We start from the raw sequence: 22,413 nt of genomic DNA on the forward strand, positions 1-22,413 counted from the left end.
ACAAGTTACTCCGCGAGAAATCAAAGATGTAACCAACGATTGCTGAGCCAAGTTTAGGGTTTCTTAAAAACCCAAAGATGTTTGAACTGAAGAGTTTGATCATGGCTCAGATTGAACGCTGGCGGCAGGCCTAACACATGCAAGTCGAGCGGCAGCACGGGTACTTGTACCTGGTGGCGAGCGGCGGACGGGTGAGTAATGCCTAGGAATCTGCCTGGTAGTGGGGGATAACGCTCGGAAACGGACGCTAATACCGCATACGTCCTACGGGAGAAAGCAGGGGACCTTCGGGCCTTGCGCTATCAGATGAGCCTAGGTCGGATTAGCTAGTTGGTGAGGTAATGGCTCACCAAGGCGACGATCCGTAACTGGTCTGAGAGGATGATCAGTCACACTGGAACTGAGACACGGTCCAGACTCCTACGGGAGGCAGCAGTGGGGAATATTGGACAATGGGCGAAAGCCTGATCCAGCCATGCCGCGTGTGTGAAGAAGGTCTTCGGATTGTAAAGCACTTTAAGTTGGGAGGAAGGGCAGTTACCTAATACGTAATTGTTTTGACGTTACCGACAGAATAAGCACCGGCTAACTCTGTGCCAGCAGCCGCGGTAATACAGAGGGTGCAAGCGTTAATCGGAATTACTGGGCGTAAAGCGCGCGTAGGTGGTTCGTTAAGTTGGATGTGAAATCCCCGGGCTCAACCTGGGAACTGCATTCAAAACTGACGAGCTAGAGTATGGTAGAGGGTGGTGGAATTTCCTGTGTAGCGGTGAAATGCGTAGATATAGGAAGGAACACCAGTGGCGAAGGCGACCACCTGGACTGATACTGACACTGAGGTGCGAAAGCGTGGGGAGCAAACAGGATTAGATACCCTGGTAGTCCACGCCGTAAACGATGTCAACTAGCCGTTGGGAGCCTTGAGCTCTTAGTGGCGCAGCTAACGCATTAAGTTGACCGCCTGGGGAGTACGGCCGCAAGGTTAAAACTCAAATGAATTGACGGGGGCCCGCACAAGCGGTGGAGCATGTGGTTTAATTCGAAGCAACGCGAAGAACCTTACCAGGCCTTGACATCCAATGAACTTTCCAGAGATGGATTGGTGCCTTCGGGAACATTGAGACAGGTGCTGCATGGCTGTCGTCAGCTCGTGTCGTGAGATGTTGGGTTAAGTCCCGTAACGAGCGCAACCCTTGTCCTTAGTTACCAGCACGTCATGGTGGGCACTCTAAGGAGACTGCCGGTGACAAACCGGAGGAAGGTGGGGATGACGTCAAGTCATCATGGCCCTTACGGCCTGGGCTACACACGTGCTACAATGGTCGGTACAGAGGGTTGCCAAGCCGCGAGGTGGAGCTAATCCCAGAAAACCGATCGTAGTCCGGATCGCAGTCTGCAACTCGACTGCGTGAAGTCGGAATCGCTAGTAATCGCGAATCAGAATGTCGCGGTGAATACGTTCCCGGGCCTTGTACACACCGCCCGTCACACCATGGGAGTGGGTTGCACCAGAAGTAGCTAGTCTAACCTTCGGGAGGACGGTTACCACGGTGTGATTCATGACTGGGGTGAAGTCGTAACAAGGTAGCCGTAGGGGAACCTGCGGCTGGATCACCTCCTTAATCGACGACATCAGCTGTTCCATAAGTTCCCACACGAATTGCTTGATTCATTGAAGAAGACGATAAAGAAGCAGCCCGAAATTGGGTCTGTAGCTCAGTTGGTTAGAGCGCACCCCTGATAAGGGTGAGGTCGGCAGTTCGAATCTGCCCAGACCCACCAATTTTGTGTGGGAAACGCCTGTAGAAATACGGGGCCATAGCTCAGCTGGGAGAGCGCCTGCCTTGCACGCAGGAGGTCAACGGTTCGATCCCGTTTGGCTCCACCACTACTGCTTCTGTTTGTTGAAAGCTTAGAAATGAGCATTCCACCGAGCCGGTGATGAATGTTGATTTCTAGTCTTTGATTAGATCGTTCTTTAAAAATTTGGGTATGTGATAGAAAGATAGACTGAACGTTACTTTCACTGGTAACGGATCAGGCTAAGGTAAAATTTGTGAGTTGCTCTTTATGAGCAAGAATCGAATTTTCGGCGAATGTCGTCTTCACAGTATAACCAGATTGCTTGGGGTTATATGGTCAAGTGAAGAAGCGCATACGGTGGATGCCTTGGCAGTCAGAGGCGATGAAAGACGTGGTAGCCTGCGAAAAGCTTCGGGGAGTCGGCAAACAGACTTTGATCCGGAGATGTCTGAATGGGGGAACCCACCTAACATAAGTTAGGTATCTTAAGCTGAATACATAGGCTTAAGAAGCGAACCAGGGGAACTGAAACATCTAAGTACCCTGAGGAAAAGAAATCAACCGAGATTCCCTTAGTAGTGGCGAGCGAACGGGGACTAGCCCTTAAGTGGCTTTGAGATTAGCGGAACGCTCTGGAAAGTGCGGCCATAGTGGGTGATAGCCCTGTACGCGAAAATCTCTTAGTCATGAAATCGAGTAGGACGGAGCACGAGAAACTTTGTCTGAATATGGGGGGACCATCCTCCAAGGCTAAATACTACTGACTGACCGATAGTGAACTAGTACCGTGAGGGAAAGGCGAAAAGAACCCCGGAGAGGGGAGTGAAATAGATCCTGAAACCGTATGCGTACAAGCAGTGGGAGCCCACTTTGTTGGGTGACTGCGTACCTTTTGTATAATGGGTCAGCGACTTATTTTCAGTGGCGAGCTTAACCGAATAGGGGAGGCGTAGCGAAAGCGAGTCTTAATAGGGCGTCTAGTCGCTGGGAATAGACCCGAAACCGGGCGATCTATCCATGGGCAGGTTGAAGGTTGGGTAACACTAACTGGAGGACCGAACCGACTACCGTTGAAAAGTTAGCGGATGACCTGTGGATCGGAGTGAAAGGCTAATCAAGCTCGGAGATAGCTGGTTCTCCTCGAAAGCTATTTAGGTAGCGCCTCATGTATCACTGTAGGGGGTAGAGCACTGTTTCGGCTAGGGGGTCATCCCGACTTACCAAACCGATGCAAACTCCGAATACCTACAAGTGCCGAGCATGGGAGACACACGGCGGGTGCTAACGTCCGTCGTGAAAAGGGAAACAACCCAGACCGTCAGCTAAGGTCCCAAAGTTATGGTTAAGTGGGAAACGATGTGGGAAGGCTTAGACAGCTAGGAGGTTGGCTTAGAAGCAGCCACCCTTTAAAGAAAGCGTAATAGCTCACTAGTCGAGTCGGCCTGCGCGGAAGATGTAACGGGGCTCAAACCATACACCGAAGCTACGGGTATCACTTAGGTGATGCGGTAGAGGAGCGTTCTGTAAGCCTGTGAAGGTGAGTTGAGAAGCTTGCTGGAGGTATCAGAAGTGCGAATGCTGACATGAGTAACGACAATGGGTGTGAAAAACACCCACGCCGAAAGACCAAGGTTTCCTGCGCAACGTTAATCGACGCAGGGTTAGTCGGTCCCTAAGGCGAGGCTGAAAAGCGTAGTCGATGGAAAACAGGTTAATATTCCTGTACTTCTGGTTATTGCGATGGAGGGACGGAGAAGGCTAGGCCAGCTTGGCGTTGGTTGTCCAAGTTTAAGGTGGTAGGCTGGAATCTTAGGTAAATCCGGGATTCTAAGGCCGAGAGCTGATGACGAGTGTTCTTTTAGAACACGAAGTGGTTGATGCCATGCTTCCAAGAAAAGCTTCTAAGCTTCAGGTAACCAGGAACCGTACCCCAAACCGACACAGGTGGTTGGGTAGAGAATACCAAGGCGCTTGAGAGAACTCGGGTGAAGGAACTAGGCAAAATGGCACCGTAACTTCGGGAGAAGGTGCGCCGGTGAGGGTGAAGCATTTACTGCGTAAGCCCACGCCGGTCGAAGATACCAGGCCGCTGCGACTGTTTATTAAAAACACAGCACTCTGCAAACACGAAAGTGGACGTATAGGGTGTGACGCCTGCCCGGTGCCGGAAGGTTAATTGATGGGGTTAGCTAACGCGAAGCTCTTGATCGAAGCCCCGGTAAACGGCGGCCGTAACTATAACGGTCCTAAGGTAGCGAAATTCCTTGTCGGGTAAGTTCCGACCTGCACGAATGGCGTAACGATGGCGGCGCTGTCTCCACCCGAGACTCAGTGAAATTGAAATCGCTGTGAAGATGCAGTGTATCCGCGGCTAGACGGAAAGACCCCGTGAACCTTTACTATAGCTTTGCACTGGACTTTGAATTTGCTTGTGTAGGATAGGTGGGAGGCTTTGAAGCGTGGACGCCAGTTCGCGTGGAGCCAACCTTGAAATACCACCCTGGCAACTTTGAGGTTCTAACTCAGGTCCGTTATCCGGATCGAGGACAGTGTATGGTGGGTAGTTTGACTGGGGCGGTCTCCTCCTAAAGAGTAACGGAGGAGTACGAAGGTGCGCTCAGACCGGTCGGAAATCGGTCGTAGAGTATAAAGGCAAAAGCGCGCTTGACTGCGAGACAGACACGTCGAGCAGGTACGAAAGTAGGTCTTAGTGATCCGGTGGTTCTGTATGGAAGGGCCATCGCTCAACGGATAAAAGGTACTCCGGGGATAACAGGCTGATACCGCCCAAGAGTTCATATCGACGGCGGTGTTTGGCACCTCGATGTCGGCTCATCACATCCTGGGGCTGAAGCCGGTCCCAAGGGTATGGCTGTTCGCCATTTAAAGTGGTACGCGAGCTGGGTTTAGAACGTCGTGAGACAGTTCGGTCCCTATCTGCCGTGGACGTTTGAGATTTGAGAGGGGCTGCTCCTAGTACGAGAGGACCGGAGTGGACGAACCTCTGGTGTTCCGGTTGTCACGCCAGTGGCATTGCCGGGTAGCTATGTTCGGAATAGATAACCGCTGAAAGCATCTAAGCGGGAAACTAGCCTCAAGATGAGATCTCACTGGGACCTTGAGTCCCCTGAAGGGCCGTCGAAGACTACGACGTTGATAGGTTGGGTGTGTAAGCGCTGTGAGGCGTTGAGCTAACCAATACTAATTGCCCGTGAGGCTTGACCATATAACACCCAAGCAATTTGACTACTCGAAAGAGCATCAGATTGCGGTGTGTGAAGACGAAATGAACCGAAAGTTCGAAATGCTCACAAAACACCAAGCTGTCACATACCCAATTTGCTGAAGCGAGGCCACCTGGTCACGACTCAGTACCCGAATTTCTTGACGACCATAGAGCATTGGAACCACCTGATCCCATCCCGAACTCAGCAGTGAAACGATGCATCGCCGATGGTAGTGTGGGGTTTCCCCATGTGAGAGTAGGTCATCGTCAAGATTAAATTCCGAAACCCCTATCTGCGTATGCAGGTAGGGGTTTTGTTTTGTCCGCAGGAAAGTGCCGTGGTGGCTATTTTGGGTAACAGTTGCATTGTTCATGAAGTTTCGGGGAAACGGGCGCTAAAGTAGCTACGCCGTTTTTGGAATGCTGCAGCCCTTTCTCATGGACTGATTTCAAGCCTACGGATCGGCACCCCTCTACAGTCAAAGAGTCGCTGCAGAAATGCCTGAACCAATACCAATCAAGGACCACGAAAAAGAGACGCGCCTGGTCAATAAAAGACTGATGGCTTGCGCTTTGTTCGTCGTCGCTATTACCTGCGCGCTAGTGGTGCGGCTGTATGTTCTGCAGGTGGTCGAGTACGACTACCACTCGACGATCTCCGAAAACAACCGTGTACACGTATTGCCGATCGCCCCTACGCGCGGGCTGATCTACGACCGCAACGGCGTGCTACTGGCGGACAACCGGCCCAGTTTCAACCTGACCATCACCCGCGAACGCGCCTCCGACGTCAAAGAAGAGCTGGATGAGGTGGTCAACCTCCTGCGCTTGCCGACTGAAGATCGCACGCTGTTTGACAAGGCGATGAAGCAGGCTCGACACCCCTTCGTGCCCGTTACCTTGTTCTACGAACTCAGCGAAGAACAGATCGCGGTGTTGGCAGTCAACGAATTCCGTCTGCCAGGGATCGACGTAGAGCCACAGTTCGTTCGCCACTACCCCATGGGCGCACATTTTGCCCATTCGATCGGCTACGTCGGCCGCATCAACGAGAAAGAATCCAAGGCTCTGGATACGGTGGAATACCGTGGCACCCAATCCATCGGCAAGACCGGCATCGAGAAATTCTACGAGCCCGAGTTGCATGGTCATGTGGGTTATGAAGAGGTCGAGACCAACGCTCAGGGCCGCGTGCTGCGAGTGCTCAAACACACCGACCCGGTCCCCGGTAAAAACATCGTCCTGAGCCTCGACGTCAAACTTCAGGAAGCAGCCGAGGAGGCATTGGGCGATCGCCGTGGCTCGGTAGTTGCTCTCGACCCGTCGACCGGCGAAGTACTGGCCATGGTCAGTAAGCCAAGCTTCGATCCGAACATGTTCGTGACGGGCATCAGCTTCAAGGAATATGCGGCGCTGCACGATTCCATCGACCGGCCGTTGTTCAATCGTGTGCTGCGTGGACTCTACGCGCCGGGCTCGACTATCAAGCCGGAAGTGGCGATCGCCGGCCTCGACGCCGGGGTGGTCACCCCGCAGACCCGTGTCTTCGATCCAGGTTATTACCAGCTACCGGATTTTGATCATAAATACCGTAACTGGAACCACAGTGGCGATGGCTGGGTAGACATGGACGCGGCGATCATGCGCTCCAACGACACCTACTTCTACGATCTGGCCCACAAGCTGGGCATCGACCGTCTGCACGACTATATGGCGATGTTCGGTCTTGGCGAAAAGGTCTCGCTGGACATGTTCGAAGAGTCCCCAGGGTTGATGCCATCCCAGGCCTGGAAACGCGCGACCCGTCGTCAACCCTGGTTCCCTGGCGAGACGGTGATCCTCGGCATAGGTCAGGGCTACATGCAGGTCACGCCTCTGCAACTGGCCCAAGCCACCGCGCTGATCGCCAACAAAGGTATATGGAACCGACCACACCTGGCCAAAACGGTGGATGGCGTAGCACCGGTGGACGAGCATCCGATGCCGAACATCCTGCTCAAGGACCCGCGTGACTGGGAACAGGTCAATCATGGCATGCAGATGGTGATGCACGATGCCCGTGGGATTGCCCGAGCGGCAGCGGCGGGGGCTCAGTACCGTATCGCAGGCAAAAGTGGGACCGCGCAAGTGGTGGCGATCAAGCAGGGTGAACGCTACAACCGGGCGAAAACGCTGGAGCGCAACCGTGACAATGCCTTGTTCGTCGGTTTCGCCCCGGCCGAACATCCGAAGATTGTCATTTCGGTCATGATCGAAAACGGCGAGGCCGGAGGTCGCGTCGCCGGTCCGGTGGTGCGGCAAATCATGGACGCCTGGCTGCTCGATCAGGACGGTCACCTGAAGCCGCAATACGCCGCGCCGAGCAAAGCGCTGGGTGATCACCCTCATGTCTAACGATCAAAGCTATACAGCACCGGCTCACAGATACTGAGCATGTGCTGGCGGGTTAATCGAGCGACGAACATTATCTCGATCGACTGATCGACTTCTCCCGCACTTCAATATCGATTTATTGCCTGCAGGGCGACATCCCAGGACTGGACCGGTGGCACCACGGTGTCGGCAGGTTTTGCATGATGCAGGTCCGCTCCCAAGTGTTGTCGTAAATCGCGACAACCAATGAGACGACGAGCAACCTGTTACGGTCTTGAGACACCTGCTATTGAAGACTAGAATTTTCAGGTTAATGGGTGAGTGAGGGAGCATTTGCCCGGCCACACATCTGGCATGAGGGAGGTAGTAATGTTCCTTTCAACCCTGGAAATTCAAAATATCATTGAGCATAGTTTTTTGCCCGCTGTGTGCACTTGCAGCATGGAGGCGGACCAGTCCCTGACAATTCGGGTCTGCGATTGCATGACCGGGAAAGTGGATCTGGTGGCCACCCATGTTCCGGTGTGGACACTGGATAGTCCCCACGCGATCGCGTCGCTAGTGGCTGATATGCGGCAAGAAATCGAGGCTCATAAAGTCAGTCACCCTCCGTTTTACCGCTAAACCTGCGTCACGCCGCACCACGTTGGCGGTGCGGCGTGTATTCGAAGCGGAGAATGAAGACTCGGCCACCGTCGAACACTCCGATAGCCTGAAGCAGATCGGCAACATCAAGTTGTCGGGGGATTTTTGCTGAACACACAAATTGTGTCCCGCCAAATGCCCGCGAAGCGGTCCTCAAGAACACCGCAGCATCAAGCCTCAGGCACCGGACAACTCATATCGCCTTCCTCACACGTGAGGTAGCGTTTGAAGGTTTCGACGCGCGCCTTGGTCAGGTTGGTGGTGCACTGACTATAGATCAGCGGATACACACTGCCACCCGTCACCCTAGAGGTCGAAAACTCACACTCGGCATCACGAAACGCCACCCAGTTGCGTTGCGCACTGACCAGCAGCTTCTTGGCATCGGGATTGTCTTTCAATCGTTTGGTGATTTGCTGGTAAAGCGTGTTCAGCTCTTTATCAGCCGTTTTGTACTGCTCCGCGGCGCACTGGTTCATGGTGCCCTGGTCGTTCGAATTCGCACAGTCCACGGCATGCGCCACGGTGGTGAACAGCAGCGGCGTCAGTGCCAGGAGAAAGCGTGGGTGCATGGGGGATTCTCGTGGTGACATTGGAAAGTTGCGGTGCAGTGTAGCGAAGCGGATGGTTAATCAACGAATCTGCCGCTCGCCACAAAAGCGCTGCGCTGTTCAGAATTTATACCTGCCACTGCGGACATTTCTCATTCGATTCATATTCAAGCCAGGACACGTCATGGGACGTCCAGATATGAGCCTGAGGTGTCATTTTCGGATCATCGTCGAGAGTCGCCACGCGAACGATTACATGGGGTTGGGCCAAGCGCTCTGCCATTAGATGCGATCCGCAGATCGAACAGAAATGCCGAAGCTTGCCCGGCGACGACTCATAGGTGCTTAGCCGGTCCTGTCCTTTTGTCCAGCGAAAATGCTCACGCATAACCCCGGCCGTTGAGGCGAATGCTGCTGCGTGTGCCTTGCGACAGGTGTGGCAGTGGCAGTGATTGATGGGCATGTCGAGGCGATCAAGTTCGTATTCGATGGCTTTGCACAAGCAACTGCCATGCAAGTTATTCATGGGGTTTCCCTGGTTGCGTCTCTGAGATGGCAGTCCGAAGCAGGGCGTCAGCCGTGGCTTCGATGTCTTCGCGCTGATGCAATTTCGCAAGCCAGCCGTCAGGGATGGCCTGCACACCGTAGTGAGCCCCGGCCAACTGGCCGACGATGGCGGCAGTGGTATCGGCGTCGTCGCCCAGGTTCGCGGCTTCGAGGATGGCGGCTTCAAAACTATCAGTGTGGTGAAAGCACCACAAGGCCGCTTCCAGTGATGCAACGCAGTAACCGGTACCGCGAATATCGTCTTTGGATTTTCCGAGGTAATCGCCTCGAGCGATGCTCGCGACCTTCGGTTCCACGAAGGTCGTCTCTGGCAGACTCTGCAAATCCTGCTTGGGCACGCCTTGCAATGCCTTGCGGATCAGATCGGCAAGCAACTGACAGCATTCAAGTGCCTCCGGCGCCGCATGGGTAGTGCGCGAGCTGTCTGCGGAAAACCTCCTGATCCGGTCGGGGTCGGGAAAGTAGTACAACACTATTGGCGCTAACCGCATCAGCGAGCCATTACCGGCCGTATAAGGATCGGTGGATCCCGCGAATGGCTGACCGGTTTCCTGATAACGAGCCAGCGCTTCACGGACGGTCATACCAATGTCGAAGCATTCTCCGGTGGAACTCAGGTAACCCCATTGCCACCAGTTGAGGTAACGGCCCATTTGATCGGCCGCATCAAAACCTTTTTGTTCAGCAAGCTTTCTGCCAGGCAAAGTGCCATGGAAGTGTCATCGGTCCATTGCCCTGGCTTCAGATTGAACGGGCCGCCGCCAATCATGTCGGTCAGAGGAGCGAATGAGCCGCGCGGCTGGAATTCGGCATGGGTGCCGACGGCATCCCCACAAGCAAGCCCCAGGAGGGTTGCGCGATAACGTTCCGTGAGTGAAGGCTGCATGAATCTTCCTTGTAAGGGTTCCACGTCGTTGCAAACGTTAGCAGTTTTCAGTCCGCTGACTCCCCCGAAAAACCAGAACTTATGGCCAAAACTGAGGCCGAATATTTCAGGTACAGGTTATTGCGGCGCCTGTTTGATACAACTTTTAGGTTGGTCTTATGGTCTTTACAGGCCTACTGTTCAATACAGGAGGTGACTTATGAACCCAGCATCAGATCGCATCGAAAGGAAGATCCTGCTCAAGGTGCCGCGCTCGCAGGTCTGGCGCGTGCTGGCCAATGCCGAAGCCTTTGGGCAATGGTTCGGCGTGGCACTCGAAGGCAAGCGCTTTGTCGCCGGCGAGTGGACCCAGGGGCAGATTACTTATCCTGGTTATGAGCACTTGTTATGGAATGTACTGGTGGAGCGGGTCGAGCCGGAGCGGGTGTTTTCGTTTCGCTGGCACCCGTATGCAGTCGAACCCGATACCGATTACTCCCAGGAGCCCACCACGCTGGTGAAGTTCGAACTCCAGGATATGGACGAAGGCACGTTGTTGACGGTTGTCGAGTCCGGTTTCGATCACATCCCTCAGTCGCGCAGGCTCAAGGCGTTCCGAATGGACAGCCGGGGTTGGGATGAGCAGATGAGCAATATCGAACAATTTCTGGAAACAAATACCAAGAACCATGAGCATCAGGGCGGCTGATGGCTGCAGGCCACGAAATTCGTGGCTTCAGCGCAGAATGGCTGACTCTTCAAAGGGGTTGCGGAGGGGCGACTATAGCGAATGTCTTACACGCGGTAGTAGCTATGTCGTCTATTGCAGATTGGATCCCAAGCGTAATCTAGCCTCATCAACTGAAGCACAGGAAGTGCTCCAGGGTCACGGATGATCGACCATAGCAAGGATCGCTGCCGACAGGGAGTCGATATGGTCTTGGGAAAAACCCGCTTCGGCGGGTTTTTTTTCGCCTGCAGAAAACTTCAACCCGGTCCCTGTAACCGCTGCCGATTGCTGCTACAAGTGCAGGTTTCAGGCGTTGAATGGTCAATGGCTTACACGTAGCCAGTGGTATGTCGTCTTTTTAAGCTTCACCGATACGTCTAATCTGGATCCATCAACTGAAGCACAGGACGTGCTCAGGATCACGGATGATCGACCATACGCCAGGATGGCTGCCGACAGGATGTCGCGATGGTCTTGAGAAACCCGCTTAGGCGGGTTTTTTTGTGTGAAAAAACTGAAACCCGATCTCCTGTAGCAGCTGCCGAAGGCTGCGTTCGGCTGCGCAGCGGCCGTAAACCCTACAAACACGTTAATTGCTGGCGGATTTTCCAGCCTGAGTAACTGGCCGCGGGCGCGATAGCGCCCACCGCCGTTTCTTTCACTGGCGATCGAGTTTCGCCGCTGCACGTTCGGTGATTTCCGAGCGCAATTTCAACGACGCGGCAGCGCGTTTGCGGGCTTCATCCAGCACGCTGACCGGAGCAGTCTTCGGGCTTCCCGAAGCAAACGGCGGCGCCGGGGCGTATTCCAGCTGCAACTGCACCAGTTGCGCGGTGTCCTTATCGAACAATTCAGCCGCCAGGGTCAGGGCAAAATCGATCCCCGCCGTGATACCTCCACCGGTCAGCAGATTGCCGTCGCGCACCACTCGATCGTTAACCGGAATCGCTCCCAACACCTCGAGCAATTGGTGATACGCCCAGTGAGTGGTGGCACGTTTTCCTTGAGCAACCCCGCCGCGCCAAGCACCAGCGCGCCGGTGCAAACCGAAGTGACATACTTCGCGTTAGCAGCCTGAGCCTTGATGAAGGCCAGGGTTTCGTCATCCTCCATTAACGGCCCGACGCCGCTGCCGCCGGGAATGCAGATCACATCCAGTGGCGGGCAATCGTCGAAGGTGATGGTCGGTTTCAACACCAGCCCGGTGCTCGCGGTGATCGGGACCAGGTCCTTCCAGATCAAATGCACTTTCACGTCCGGCAGCGAGGCCAGAACGTCATAAGGGCCGGTCAGGTCCAGTTGTTGAAGCTGTGGAAACAACAGAAAACCGATCTGCAACGTCATGGCGTTTTTTCTCCTGGTTGGGGTGGACGACTTCACTGTAGGCTCGTAGGATCTGGCGTATACGCCAATAACCCCACGAATTACGCCAAACATGCCGAACAACCCGAAAACCATCCATGTGCTGGCCTTTGCCAACGTGCAACTGCTCGACGTCACCGGACCGTTGCAGGTGTTCGCCTCGGCCAACGACATTGCTCGCCAGCAAGGTTTGCCACCGCCCTATGCGCCGTCGGTGATTGCCAGCGGTGGCGGGGCGGTGATGTCGTCGGCGGGGCTGGCGCTGTTGGCAGAGCCGTTGTCGGAACAGGGCAGCGACACTTTGATCATTGCCGGTGGCTGGGGCGTTTACGCGGCGGCGAAAGACGAGTCGCTGGTGGATTGGGTGCGTGAACACGCGACGGGGTGTCGGCGGGTGGCGTCGGTGTGTACCGGGGCGTTTTTGCTGGCGGCCAGCGGTTGGCTCGATGGCCGGCGGGTGGTCACGCACTGGACCCGTTGCGAACAATTGGCGCACCAGCATCCCAAACTCCAGGTCGAACCCAACCCGATCTTCATCAACGACGGCCCGGTCTGGACCTCGGCCGGGGTCACCGCGGGCATCGACCTGGCCTTGGCGATGGTCGAAGAAGACCTCGGCCGAACCATGGCCTTGGACGTCGCCCGGCAACTGGTGGTGTTTCTCAAGCGTCCGGGGGGCCAGTCGCAGTTCAGCGTGACCTTGTCCCTGCAAAAGGAAGGCAACCGCTTCGATGAACTTCACGCCTGGATCAGCGAAAATCTAACTAAAGATCTCGGCATCCCGACCTTGGCCTTGCAGGCCGGCATGAGCGAGCGCAGCTTCGTCCGTCACTACCGTGTCGACACCGGCCAGACCCCGGCGCGGGCCATCGAACTGATTCGGGTCGAGACTGCGCGACGGCTACTCAGCGACACCGGCGTACCGATCAAACGGGTCGCGGTGCAATGCGGGTTTGGCAGCGAAGAAACTTTACGCCGCAGTTTTCTGCGGGCCATGGGCGTGACACCGCAGGCCTATCGCGAGCGGTTTTCCGTCAGCTCTCCAGCAGATCCAGTATTGCCTTAAGCGTCGCCTCGGGCGCTTCTTCGGCAATGTCATGCCTGACGCCTGCAGTACTCGGCGTTCATAAGGGCTGGTAAACCGCTGTTTTGAGAGGGCTGACTCAAATCGACTCGGGGCCTTTTCCTCAGGCTTCCACGTCCGCCACCTGATTGAAATACTTCGACCGATCCGGCGTAAACGTCACGACCATCTTGGTTCTGGAACAGGTCAACGCCCGCTCTGCGCTCAAATCAATATCCAGATCTTCCCCGCGCAACCCCTGCCACTGGGCGAGGTATTTGAGGGATCCATATTTTTCGAGTTTCTTCAGGCTGCGGCTGACGCCACCTTTCCAGCCCAGCACCGGAAGTTCGTTGGTGAGGCATTGTTGGACGAGGTCGGGAAAGCGGGCGGCGCGTTGGCGGCCGATTTCCCAGCATTTGATCAGGCCTTTGTCATGGCCCTCCCACAGTTCGTCCCGGTTCAGGCCTGATCGGAGTGGGGTGTCGATGCTGCGATGGATGCGCTGGGTCATTCCGGTTCCTTGAATTCGGGTTTTGTTGGACAGCTCCGCTGTGCCCGTTGACGTGGATGGTAGGGATGGATGTAAGCGGTGGCAACAAGGTATTTCTGGATGTAGGAATGAGTGACTGAGTGTTGATTGGGCGAGTTTGTTTAACAAATGTAGGTGTTTGGCCTACACGATTCTGTGGCGAGGGGCTTGCCGCCGTTCGGCTGCGTAGCGGTCGAAAAGCCAGCAAATGCGGTGCTTCTGGAGGAATGTGGTTGTGGATTTCAGGGCCGCTGCGCGCCCCAACGGGAGCAAGCTCCCTCGCCACAGGAGGTCAGCCCTGTCAGGCGGAGTGTGTTTAAGTTCATCGCGGGTAGGACTTGATCCTACAAGAAGTGTCGTAAATGTGGATATTTCTGACGAGTTTTGGCGGTTGTAGGTTAGGAAAGGGAGCCGATAGTCTTTCCGGGTCGCTGCCAATTCAGCGGCCGGGTTTGGTCACCCGTGCAATGTCAGGCGTGCAAGCGCCAACGTGAGCATGTCGGCGCTTTTTCTTGTACTTGTCGGTATGCTTCGCGGTGGGCTGTGCGCGGGGCACTTTCGAGTGCGCCGGGTGCCTGACTTCCCGGTTGACCAACCTGCGTACCGCCCACCACCCATCGTTTGGTCACGACGGTGGTGAGCTTCATGAATGTCAGGAGTTACACCATGATAAAAGACAGCCCCAATCCCCCAGAAACCGACAACGTTTCCCCCTACGAATCTCTCGATTCGAAAAAACTCCACGAAGCTGCCGAACGTGCGCTCGACCACTATCTCAAACCCGCCCCCAAACAACCCGAAAGCCGTAAGCCAAGCAAGATGTTTCTGGTTGCGCCGGATATGGACAACGAAAGTCTGCTGGCCCATATCTGCGAATCACTGGCCTCAGCGAGCGTCATGACCAGCGACATTGCCGCGTATGTCGAGGCACCGCAACGGCATACGCTCCTGGCGATTCAGCAGGTCATCATGCTGGCCGAGCTGGCGGTGAATCGGGTGCTGGATAACGTCGACGTACCGAAGCCTGCGCCACACAGCTGATCCCCTGTAGGAGCGAGGCTTGCCCGCGAAGGCGATTTCACATTCAACATGAATGTCGACTGACACACCGCCATCGCGGGCAAGCCCGCTCCCACATTGGACTGTGGCGTTCACAAAACCTGTTGGAGCGAGGCTGCCCGCGAAGAAGGCGACGCCGGTCTTCAAGGCTGCCAAAGGTTTTTCTCCCCGCTCAACTTCCGATCCAGGAAACTCGCCGCGCTGATCAGTGCCAGATGCGTCAATGCTTGCGGTGTGTTGCCCAGATGCCGGGCATGGCTGTCGAACTCTTCGGCATACAGCCCCAGCGGGTTGGCATACTTCAGCAATTGTTCGAACTCCAGGTGCGCCTTCTCCACTTGGCCGGCCCGGGCCAGGCATTCGACGTACCAGAACGAGCATGCGGCGAAGGCGCCTTCGGTGCCGGGCAGGCCGTCGATCTGGCTGTCGTCGTTGCGGTAGCGGTAGACCATCCCTGCGCGAACCAGGGTTTTCTCAATGGCTTCGAGGGTCGCGATCCAGCGCGGATCCTTGGCGCTGACGAAGCGCACCAGCGGCATCAGCAGCATCGAGCCGTCGAGGCCGGTGCCGCCGATGTGCTGGACGAAATGCCCGCGTTCTTCGTTCCAGAAGTTGTTCCAGATGTCGCTGTAGATCGCTTGACGGGTCTGGTCCCAACGGGCGAACGGGGCGGGCAGCGAACGTTTGGAGGCCAACCGGATGGCTCGGTCCACGGCCACCCAGCACATCAGTCGCGAATGCAGGAAATGATACTGCTCGCCGCGCATTTCCCAGATGCCGACATCTTCTTGCTGCCAGGTTTCGCAGACTTGATCGACCACTTCCACGGTGTGTTTCCAGCCTTCATGGGAAATCGCTTCACCGTGCTTGTTGACCAGGTACACCGCGTCCAACAGCTCGCCGAAGATGTCGAGCTGGACTTGATCGTAAGCCTGATTACCGATGCGTACCGGCGTCGCGCCGCCATGGCCGGCCAAGTGTGGAAGTTCGACCTCCGGCAGTTCCTGGCGGCCATCGATGGCGTAGAGGATGTTGAGTTTCATGGTCTTGCCGTGACAATCCCTGACCCGACCGCGCAACCAGCGGGTGTAGGCGTTGGCTTCCTCGACGAAGCCCAGGCGCATGAAGGCATAGACGGTGAACGAGGCGTCGCGGATCCAGGTGTAGCGATAGTCCCAGTTGCGTTCGCCTCCGGGTGTTTCCGGCAGGCCGAAGGTGGCGGCGGCGAGGATGGCGCCGTGCTTGCGCGAGGTCAGTAGCTTCAAGGTCAGGGCCGAGCGATTGACCATTTCCCGCCATCGACCGCGATAATTGGATTGGCCGATCCAGTCGCGCCAGAACTTCAAAGTGCGTTCCAGGCACAGTGCGGCGGCGCCTTCCTTGAAGCGCGCATCGTCAACGCCGCCGAGCAGGAACTCGGCGCTCTGGTCCTGTTCGAGGATGAATTCGGCGACGGCCGCATGGCCCTCGACGCGCAAGGATTGATCCGAACACAGTTGCATGGCTGGCTGGCCGGTGGCCTCGAAATACACACTCCGATCACGTGCGCGGGCCTTGGTGGGAGCCCTGGCATAGTCATGACGCACAGCGCAGCGCATGCGGATCGTCGCTTGTCCGCTGACCACCCGCACCCGGCGCATCAACATCGGCAAATCATCTTCGCTATCGCCGATGGGCAGCAGGTCGGTGACTTCGACCACCGCGTGATCGCTCATCCAGCGGGTTTGCAGGACGTTGGTGTCGGGCAGGTAAATCTGCTCGCGACGGGCGTCGGGCAGGTCCGGGGCCAGTTGGAAAATGCCGGCTTCGGGGCTGTCCAGCAGCGAGCAGAAGATCGACGGACTGTCGAATTCCGGCCAGCAGAAAAAGTCCACGCTGCCCTTGTCGTTGACCAGTGCTGCGCTGCGCATGTCGCCAATGATGCCGTGGGCGTCGATGGCGCTTTGTCGTTCGGAATGATCAACCATTGCCGCAGTGCTCCGGGAACCGAGGGTCTAACTAGCTGACCGGTTTGAGCCGCAGAGAGTTCATTTGCCGGCAAACCGTCGCTCCCACAGGTAACTCTGATCCATCCCACAGACTAATTCTCACCACACCTCATCCGTTCTCCTAAACAGATAACCCATTGAGGTAAGTGCGGTGACAAAGCTGACATTGCTGTGCCTGCCCTATTCGGGCGCCAGCGCCATGGTCTATAGCCGCTGGCGGCGCCAGTTGCCGCCGTGGCTGCACTTGCAGCCGGTGGAGTTGCCGGGGCGGGGCGCCCGTTATGACGAACCCTTGCAGACCGACATGCGAGCCCTGGCGCTGCAATTGGCCAGGGAGCACAAGCCGTCCTTGCACGGCCCCTACGCCCTGTTCGGTCACAGTCTGGGGGCGTTGCTGGCCTGCGAGATGGCCCACGCCTTTCGTGCCCTCGGCGCTGCGGAGCCGGTGGCGCTGTTTGCTTCAGGCACGGCCGCCCCGACCCTGCGCAGCGACTATGACCGTGGCTTCGCCGAGCCCCAGAGTGACGAACAGTTGATCGAGCAGCTGCGTACCTTCCAGGGCACCAGCGAGGACGTGTTGGCCAATCAGGAGTTGATGAGCCTGACGCTGCCGATCCTGCGCGCCGATTTCATGCTCTGCGGCCGCTTCCGTCCGATGCAGCGCCCGCTGCTCAAGTGCCCGGTGCATGTGCTGGGCGGCAAGGAAGACAAGGCCACCACCGAGCAATTGATCGGCTGGAGCCAGGAAACCCAAGGCAGTTTCTCGGTGGACATGATGACCGGCGGGCATTTCTTCATTCATGAGCATGAAGCCAAGGTGATCCGGATTATCAAGACTCATCTGGACGTTCATCACCGATGTCATGCGCAACTGACCGCGGCGGTTTTTTAGTGCGCGTGGTTTACTTTATTGAGTGTTAACAGGAGGCCCGTCATGGGTGTTGCTGTGGGTTTTGCCGTTCGGCCGTTGTTGCCAGCGCGGGGGCGCTTGCCGCTGTTGGTGGAGGCGACCGAGCCGAATACCAGCCTGTTGGCGGTGTTCGATGAATTGAATGAGCTGGTGGATGAGCATTTGCTGCGTGACGGCGGCATTCTGTTTCGCGGGTTCCAGCTGGATGGCGCCGAGCAGTTCCGCCAATTCGCCGCCGGCTTCGGCCATCCGCTGCTCAATTACGAGTTTGGCTCGACGCCGCGCACCAACGTCACCCAAGGGGTCTACACCTCCACCGAATACCCGGCGCATCAGAGCATTCCGTTGCACAACGAGCAGGCCTACTCCCGGGACTGGCCGATGAAAATCTGGTTCTACAGCATGATCGCCGCCACCTCGGGCGGTGAAACGCCGATTGCCGACAGTCGGGAAGTCTATCGCCGCATGCCTGTCGCAATCCGCGAGCGCTTCATCAGCAAGGGTCTGATGTACGTGCGCAATTTCGGTAACGGCCTGGACGTGGCCTGGGAGCAGGTGTTCAACACCGAAGATCGCGAGGTGGTCGAGGCCTACTGCAAGGCCCACGGCATTATTTGCGAGTGGAAGGACGACGGAGAATTGCGCACCCGCCAGACATGTCAGGCGGTGGCGCGTCATCCGGTGACCGGCGACATGGTCTGGTTCAATCAGGCTCACCTGTTCCACATTTCCAACCTTCAGCCAGAGGTGCGCGAATCCCTGCTGGACATCGTCGACGAGGAAGACCTGCCGCGTAACGTCTACTACGGCGACGGCTCGCCCATCGAGGATGAGGTGCTCAATGAAATTCGCGCCGTGCTCGATGACTGCGCCATCAGCTTTCCCTGGCAGGAGGGCGATGTGCTGATGCTCGACAACATGCTTTCGGCCCACGCCCGCGCGCCCTTCGAAGGCAAGCGCAAGGTGATCGTCGCGATGGCCGAAGGGCATTCCCAGGACGCGCGCTGATCTGATCAGTCCCTGACGCGCCTGTCGCCGAAGCCGGTCTTGCACCGGCTTTGGTGTTTTTGTGTTCACTTAAGAGCGTCTTGACTCAGCGCAACCCTGTGGCGAGGGAGCTTGCTCCCGCTTGAGTGCGTAGCACTCACAAAAATCGGCAATCACTGCCAGATTTTTTGGGGCCGCTCCGCAGCCCAGCGCGAGCAAGCTCGCTCGCCACAAGTCTGGGTTTGTCGGTACCGCTAAATCGTCGCGTCAGCCATTCGTTCTTGTTGATACGACCGGGCCTCCTGGTCACGCCGCCGATCAGCAAGGACCCAATGCATGAATGCCGCAGACGCACAGAAACTCGCCCGCCGTTTTATCGGACTGCCGCAGGACAAGCGCCGCTTGTTTCTAGCCGGCATGGCCCGCGAAGGCATCGATTTTGCGCAGCTTCCCATGACCTCCTGTGTCGGGGTCGATGAGCGTGACGGCCTGTCCTATGCGCAGCAGCGGATGTGGTTTCTCTGGCAGCTGGACCCGCAGAGCGCGGCCTATAACCTGCCGATGGCGGTACGCCTGAGCGGCGCGTTGCAAACCGATGCGCTTGAGCACGCGTTCAGCCTGTTGGTGGCGCGCCATGAGTGCTTGCGCACCACCTTCGGCCAGGAGGGCGAGCGTGCGTTCCAGCGGGTGACTGAACCCCGTGACCTGACGCTGGCGATCAACGACCTGAGTGCCTTGCCTGAAGAACGGCGCTGGCCGCAGGCGCAACAGCACATGATGGCTGAAGCCACTCAGGCGTTCGACTTGCAACAGGGGCCGCTGCTGAGCATTCGCCTGTTGCGCCTGACCGAACAGGAGCATGTGCTGCTGCTGACGTTGCACCACATCATTGCCGATGGCTGGTCGATGAACATTCTGATCGACGAGTTCATGCGCACCTACGACGGGTTGGTGGCGGGGCTTCAATCGACTTTGCCGGAGCTGACCGTGCATTACCGCGACTACGCCCTGTGGCAACGCAGTTGGCTGGAAGCCGGAGAGCGTGAGCGTCAGCTCGATTACTGGCGCACGCAGTTGGGCGAAGAGCACCCGATCCTCGAATTGCCCACCGACCGTGCCTATCCGGCCCAGTCCAGCCACCAGGGCGCGCGCCTGGAAAAAGTCATCGACGGTGCCCTGCGCCAAGAGCTGAAAACCCTCGCCCAGCGCCAGGGCGTGACGCTGTTCGTGGTGCTGCTGGCGGCTTTCAAGACCTTGCTACACCGCTACAGCGGCCAGACCGACATCCGCGTCGGCGGCTTGATCGCCAACCGCACCCGCAGTGAAACCGAAGGCTTGATCGGCTTCTTCGTCAATACCCAGATCTTGCGCAGCGAGGTCACCCCGCAGACCCGTTTCAGCGACCTGCTGCAGAGCCTGCGTCAAGCGGCGCTTGGCGCCCAGGCTCATCAGGAGCTGCCGTTCGACGCGTTGATCGAAGCCCTGCAGCCGGCCCGCAGCCAAAGCCACAATCCGTTGTTTCAGGTGATGTTCAACCACCAGCCACTGGTGACCGATCTGCAGGACGTGCGGCTCGATTGCGGTTTGCAGGTCGGCTATCTGAGTGAGCAGCAACTGGCCGGCAGCGGACGTCAGCATGCGGCCACCAGCGACCTGATGCTCGACACTCGGGAGGAGGGCGAGCAGTTGTTCGCCGCGTTCACCTACGCCACCGACCTGTTCGACGCACAAACCATCGCCGCGTTGGCCGAGCATTGGCACAACGTGCTGGTGTCGGTCTGCCGTGATCCGCAACAACCGCTGGGCGAGGTGGCGATGCTCGGCACGGATGAGCGCGAGCACTTGATTCAACCCGTCGCCATCCCGGCGTTGCTGCCCGGCATGCCGCAGTTGTTTGAGGCCCAAGCGGCGCGCACTCCCGACACCACCGCAGTGATTCTGGTCGGCGATCAGTCGCTCTCACTCAGCTATGCCGAATTGAATGCTCGCAGCAATCGTCTGGCCCATCAGTTGCGCGCCAAAGGTGTCGGTCCCGATGTGCTGGTCGGTGTGGCGTTGGGTCGCTCGCTGGAACTGGCCGTGGCATTGCTGGCCGTGCTCAAGGCCGGCGGCGCCTATGTGCCGCTGGACCCGCACACGCCGGCCGAACGCTTGCGCCATGTGCTGGATGACAGCGGACTGAAACTGTTGCTGACCGAGAGCCCTCTGCTGAGCAGCCTGCCGGCGCTCGATGGCATCGACTGCCTGTGTCTGGACCGACTGCCGGACTGCGACGCGGCGAATCAAGACAACCTGCAACTGACGGTAGATCCGCAGAATCTCGTGTATGTGATTTACACCTCCGGCTCCACCGGTCGGCCGAAGGGCGTGGCCGTCAGCCACGGCGCGTTGAGCGAATTCATCGCGCGTGCGATCGACTACAGCGATTTGCGCGAAGGTGATCGCGTACTGCAATTCGCCACCAGCAGTTTTGACGGTTTCGTCGAGCAATTCTTCCCGCCGCTGTGCCATGGCGCCTGTGTCGTCCTGCGCGATGCAGGCCTGTGGGACAGTGCGACCTTGCATCAGATGATCGTTGAACAGGGCATTACCCTGGCGGATTTGCCGGCCGCTTACTGGTATTCGGTGGTGCAGGATTACGCGGCCAACCCGCCTGCCCACTTCGGCGCCCTGCGCCAGATTCATGTGGGCGGCGAGGCGATGGCGGTGGACGGGCTGCGCCTGTGGCAACGCGCCGGGTTGGGCCATGTGCGTTTGCTCAACACCTATGGCCCGACCGAGGCGACGGTGGTTTCGACCCTCCACGATTGCAGCGCGTTGACCGCCGAGGCGGTGTCGTGGCGCGGCATTCCGATCGGTCACGGTCTGGAGCAGCGCCGGCTGTACGTGCTCGACGACGATTTGAACCTGCTGCCGCAAGGGGCGGTGGGCGAGCTGTACATCGGCGGGCCGGGCCTGGCCCGTGGTTATCACCGGCAGCCGACGCTCAGCGCCCAGCGGTTTATCGCCGATCCGTTCGCGGTCGGCGAGCGCCTGTACCGCACCGGCGACCGTGCCCGGCTGCGGGACGACGGCGCGGTGGAGTACATCGGTCGCGTCGATCACCAAGTGAAAATTCGCGGGTTCCGCATTGAGTTGGGAGAAATCGAATCGCGGTTGCAGCAATGTCCGGGGATTCGTGAGGCGGTGGTGCTGGCCTTGCCTCTAGTCGGCGGGCCGCAACTGGTGGCGTATCTGGTCGTCGATCAGAGCGTGCTCGGCAGCGCAGCGGAGCAAGCGATTCTGCGTCAGCAAATCAGGACCTCGCTGCAGAAAAACCTGCCGGACTACATGGTGCCCGGCCATTTGCTGCTGTTGCCGCGCCTGCCCCTGACCCCCAGCGGAAAACTCGACCGCAAGGCCTTGCCGATCCCCGATCCGAGCCAATTACAAAGCACTTATCGCGCCCCGCAAACCGACACCGAACAGGCGCTGGCGCAAATCTGGATTGAGGTGCTGCAGGTGCCACGGGTCGGTATGGATGACCATTTCTTCGAGTTGGGCGGGCATTCGTTGCTGGCCGCGCAAGTGATCGCGCGGATCAAAAGCCAGTTGGGCATGGTGCTGCCGCTGCGCAGCCTGTTCGAGACACCGCAGCTGGGCGATCTGGCCCTGGAGCTGGCCGCGCTGGCAGACGGTACAAGCGATAACGACTGGTCCGACATGGATCAGTTCATGAGTTCTTTGGAGGGGGTAGAAGTATGAGCGGCACT

The 22,413-nt window shown here is 57.6% G+C and carries 12 protein-coding genes, 2 tRNA genes, 3 rRNA genes and 3 pseudogenes; 13 read left to right on the forward strand and 7 right to left on the reverse strand.

All coding sequences use genetic code 11. The annotated features are described in order from the left end of the window. The first annotated feature begins 83 nt into the window (after positions 1-83). The 7 genes from AB4O41_RS25790 to AB4O41_RS25820 all read left to right on the forward strand — a co-directional run bounded on the left by AB4O41_RS25790 (position 84) and on the right by AB4O41_RS25820 (position 8,026). A 16S ribosomal RNA gene (locus AB4O41_RS25790) occupies positions 84-1,622 on the forward strand. 83 nt (positions 1,623-1,705) lie between these two features. After that, positions 1,706-1,782 (forward strand) — tRNA-Ile (locus tag AB4O41_RS25795). A 30-nt stretch (positions 1,783-1,812) separates the two neighbouring features. Further along, positions 1,813-1,888: transfer RNA gene (locus AB4O41_RS25800), tRNA-Ala, on the forward strand. Positions 1,889-2,137: 249 nt separating this feature from the next. Continuing rightward, positions 2,138-5,029: ribosomal RNA gene (locus AB4O41_RS25805) — 23S ribosomal RNA — on the forward strand. A 157-nt stretch (positions 5,030-5,186) separates the two neighbouring features. Further along, positions 5,187-5,302, forward strand: a 5S ribosomal RNA gene (gene rrf / locus AB4O41_RS25810). Together the 16S, 23S and 5S rRNA genes with 2 tRNA genes alongside form the textbook arrangement of a ribosomal RNA operon. 225 nt (positions 5,303-5,527) lie before the next feature. Further along, entirely contained in the window at positions 5,528-7,423 is a 1,896-nt protein-coding gene (gene mrdA / locus AB4O41_RS25815; RefSeq protein WP_460145212.1) for a penicillin-binding protein 2, read from the forward strand. Between the two features lie 348 nt (positions 7,424-7,771). Then, the gene (locus AB4O41_RS25820) at positions 7,772-8,026 is read left to right on the forward strand and encodes a DUF1652 domain-containing protein (protein ID WP_460145213.1); all 255 of its coding nucleotides are present in this window, start codon (positions 7,772-7,774) and stop codon (positions 8,024-8,026) included. A 191-nt stretch (positions 8,027-8,217) separates the two neighbouring features. On the opposite strand, the gene AB4O41_RS25825 is transcribed toward AB4O41_RS25820, so the two are convergent. The 3 genes and pseudogenes from AB4O41_RS25825 to AB4O41_RS25835 form a co-directional block, all read right to left on the reverse strand. Beyond that, positions 8,218-8,619 (reverse strand): lysozyme inhibitor LprI family protein, encoded by a 402-nt coding sequence (locus tag AB4O41_RS25825; RefSeq protein ID WP_460145214.1) that lies wholly within the window; start codon positions 8,617-8,619, stop codon positions 8,218-8,220. 106 nt (positions 8,620-8,725) lie between these two features. Beyond that, entirely contained in the window at positions 8,726-9,124 is a 399-nt protein-coding gene (locus tag AB4O41_RS25830; RefSeq protein ID WP_460145215.1) for a GFA family protein, read from the reverse strand. Further along, positions 9,117-10,051: pseudogene (locus tag AB4O41_RS25835) on the reverse strand (ADP-ribosylglycohydrolase family protein). The gene AB4O41_RS25830 and the pseudogene AB4O41_RS25835 overlap by 8 nt, the downstream one beginning before the upstream one ends. Before the next feature lie 199 nt (positions 10,052-10,250). Here AB4O41_RS25835 and AB4O41_RS25840 point away from each other — a divergent pair. Next, positions 10,251-10,739 (forward strand): SRPBCC family protein, encoded by a 489-nt coding sequence (locus tag AB4O41_RS25840; protein ID WP_460145216.1) that lies wholly within the window; start codon positions 10,251-10,253, stop codon positions 10,737-10,739. 679 nt (positions 10,740-11,418) lie between these two features. Here the strand turns inward: AB4O41_RS25840 and inhA are convergent. Next, positions 11,419-12,104: pseudogene (gene inhA / locus AB4O41_RS25845) on the reverse strand (isonitrile hydratase). Positions 12,105-12,195: 91 nt separating this feature from the next. Between inhA and AB4O41_RS25850 the strand changes: the two are divergent. Then, the gene (locus tag AB4O41_RS25850; protein WP_460145217.1) at positions 12,196-13,188 is read left to right on the forward strand and encodes a GlxA family transcriptional regulator; all 993 of its coding nucleotides are present in this window, start codon (positions 12,196-12,198) and stop codon (positions 13,186-13,188) included. Here AB4O41_RS25850 and AB4O41_RS25855 read toward each other — a convergent pair. After that, positions 13,157-13,263: pseudogene (locus AB4O41_RS25855) on the reverse strand (alpha/beta hydrolase); the annotation flags it as partial. The gene AB4O41_RS25850 and the pseudogene AB4O41_RS25855 overlap by 32 nt on opposite strands. 46 nt (positions 13,264-13,309) lie before the next feature. Further along, positions 13,310-13,699 carry a hypothetical protein gene (locus tag AB4O41_RS25860; protein WP_460145218.1) on the reverse strand — a complete coding sequence of 130 codons (390 nt, stop codon included), beginning with the start codon at positions 13,697-13,699 and terminating at the stop codon, positions 13,310-13,312. Positions 13,700-14,383: 684 nt separating this feature from the next. On the opposite strand from AB4O41_RS25860, the gene AB4O41_RS25865 reads away from it, so the two are divergent. Further along, the gene (locus tag AB4O41_RS25865) at positions 14,384-14,758 is read left to right on the forward strand and encodes a DUF6124 family protein (protein WP_460145219.1); all 375 of its coding nucleotides are present in this window, start codon (positions 14,384-14,386) and stop codon (positions 14,756-14,758) included. 161 nt (positions 14,759-14,919) lie between these two features. On the opposite strand, the gene AB4O41_RS25870 is transcribed toward AB4O41_RS25865, so the two are convergent. Beyond that, a complete protein-coding gene (locus AB4O41_RS25870) occupies positions 14,920-16,743 on the reverse strand; it encodes a glycoside hydrolase family 15 protein (RefSeq protein ID WP_460145220.1) in 1,824 nt (607 codons plus the stop codon). A 172-nt stretch (positions 16,744-16,915) separates the two neighbouring features. Here AB4O41_RS25870 and AB4O41_RS25875 point away from each other — a divergent pair, with 172 nt between their 5' ends. From AB4O41_RS25875 to AB4O41_RS25885, 3 genes are all read left to right on the forward strand, one after another. Continuing rightward, positions 16,916-17,656, forward strand: a complete 741-nt coding sequence (locus AB4O41_RS25875) for a thioesterase II family protein (RefSeq protein WP_460145221.1) — start codon at positions 16,916-16,918, stop codon at positions 17,654-17,656. A gap of 42 nt (positions 17,657-17,698) precedes the next feature. Beyond that, on the forward strand, positions 17,699-18,682 hold the full coding sequence (locus AB4O41_RS25880) for a TauD/TfdA family dioxygenase (RefSeq protein ID WP_460145222.1): 984 nt from the start codon (positions 17,699-17,701) through the stop codon (positions 18,680-18,682). A gap of 315 nt (positions 18,683-18,997) precedes the next feature. Then, entirely contained in the window at positions 18,998-22,405 is a 3,408-nt protein-coding gene (locus AB4O41_RS25885) for an amino acid adenylation domain-containing protein (RefSeq protein WP_460145223.1), read from the forward strand. The last annotated feature ends 8 nt before the right edge of the window (positions 22,406-22,413 follow it).

It is taken from the genome of Pseudomonas sp. S2_A02, from assembly GCF_054668495.1.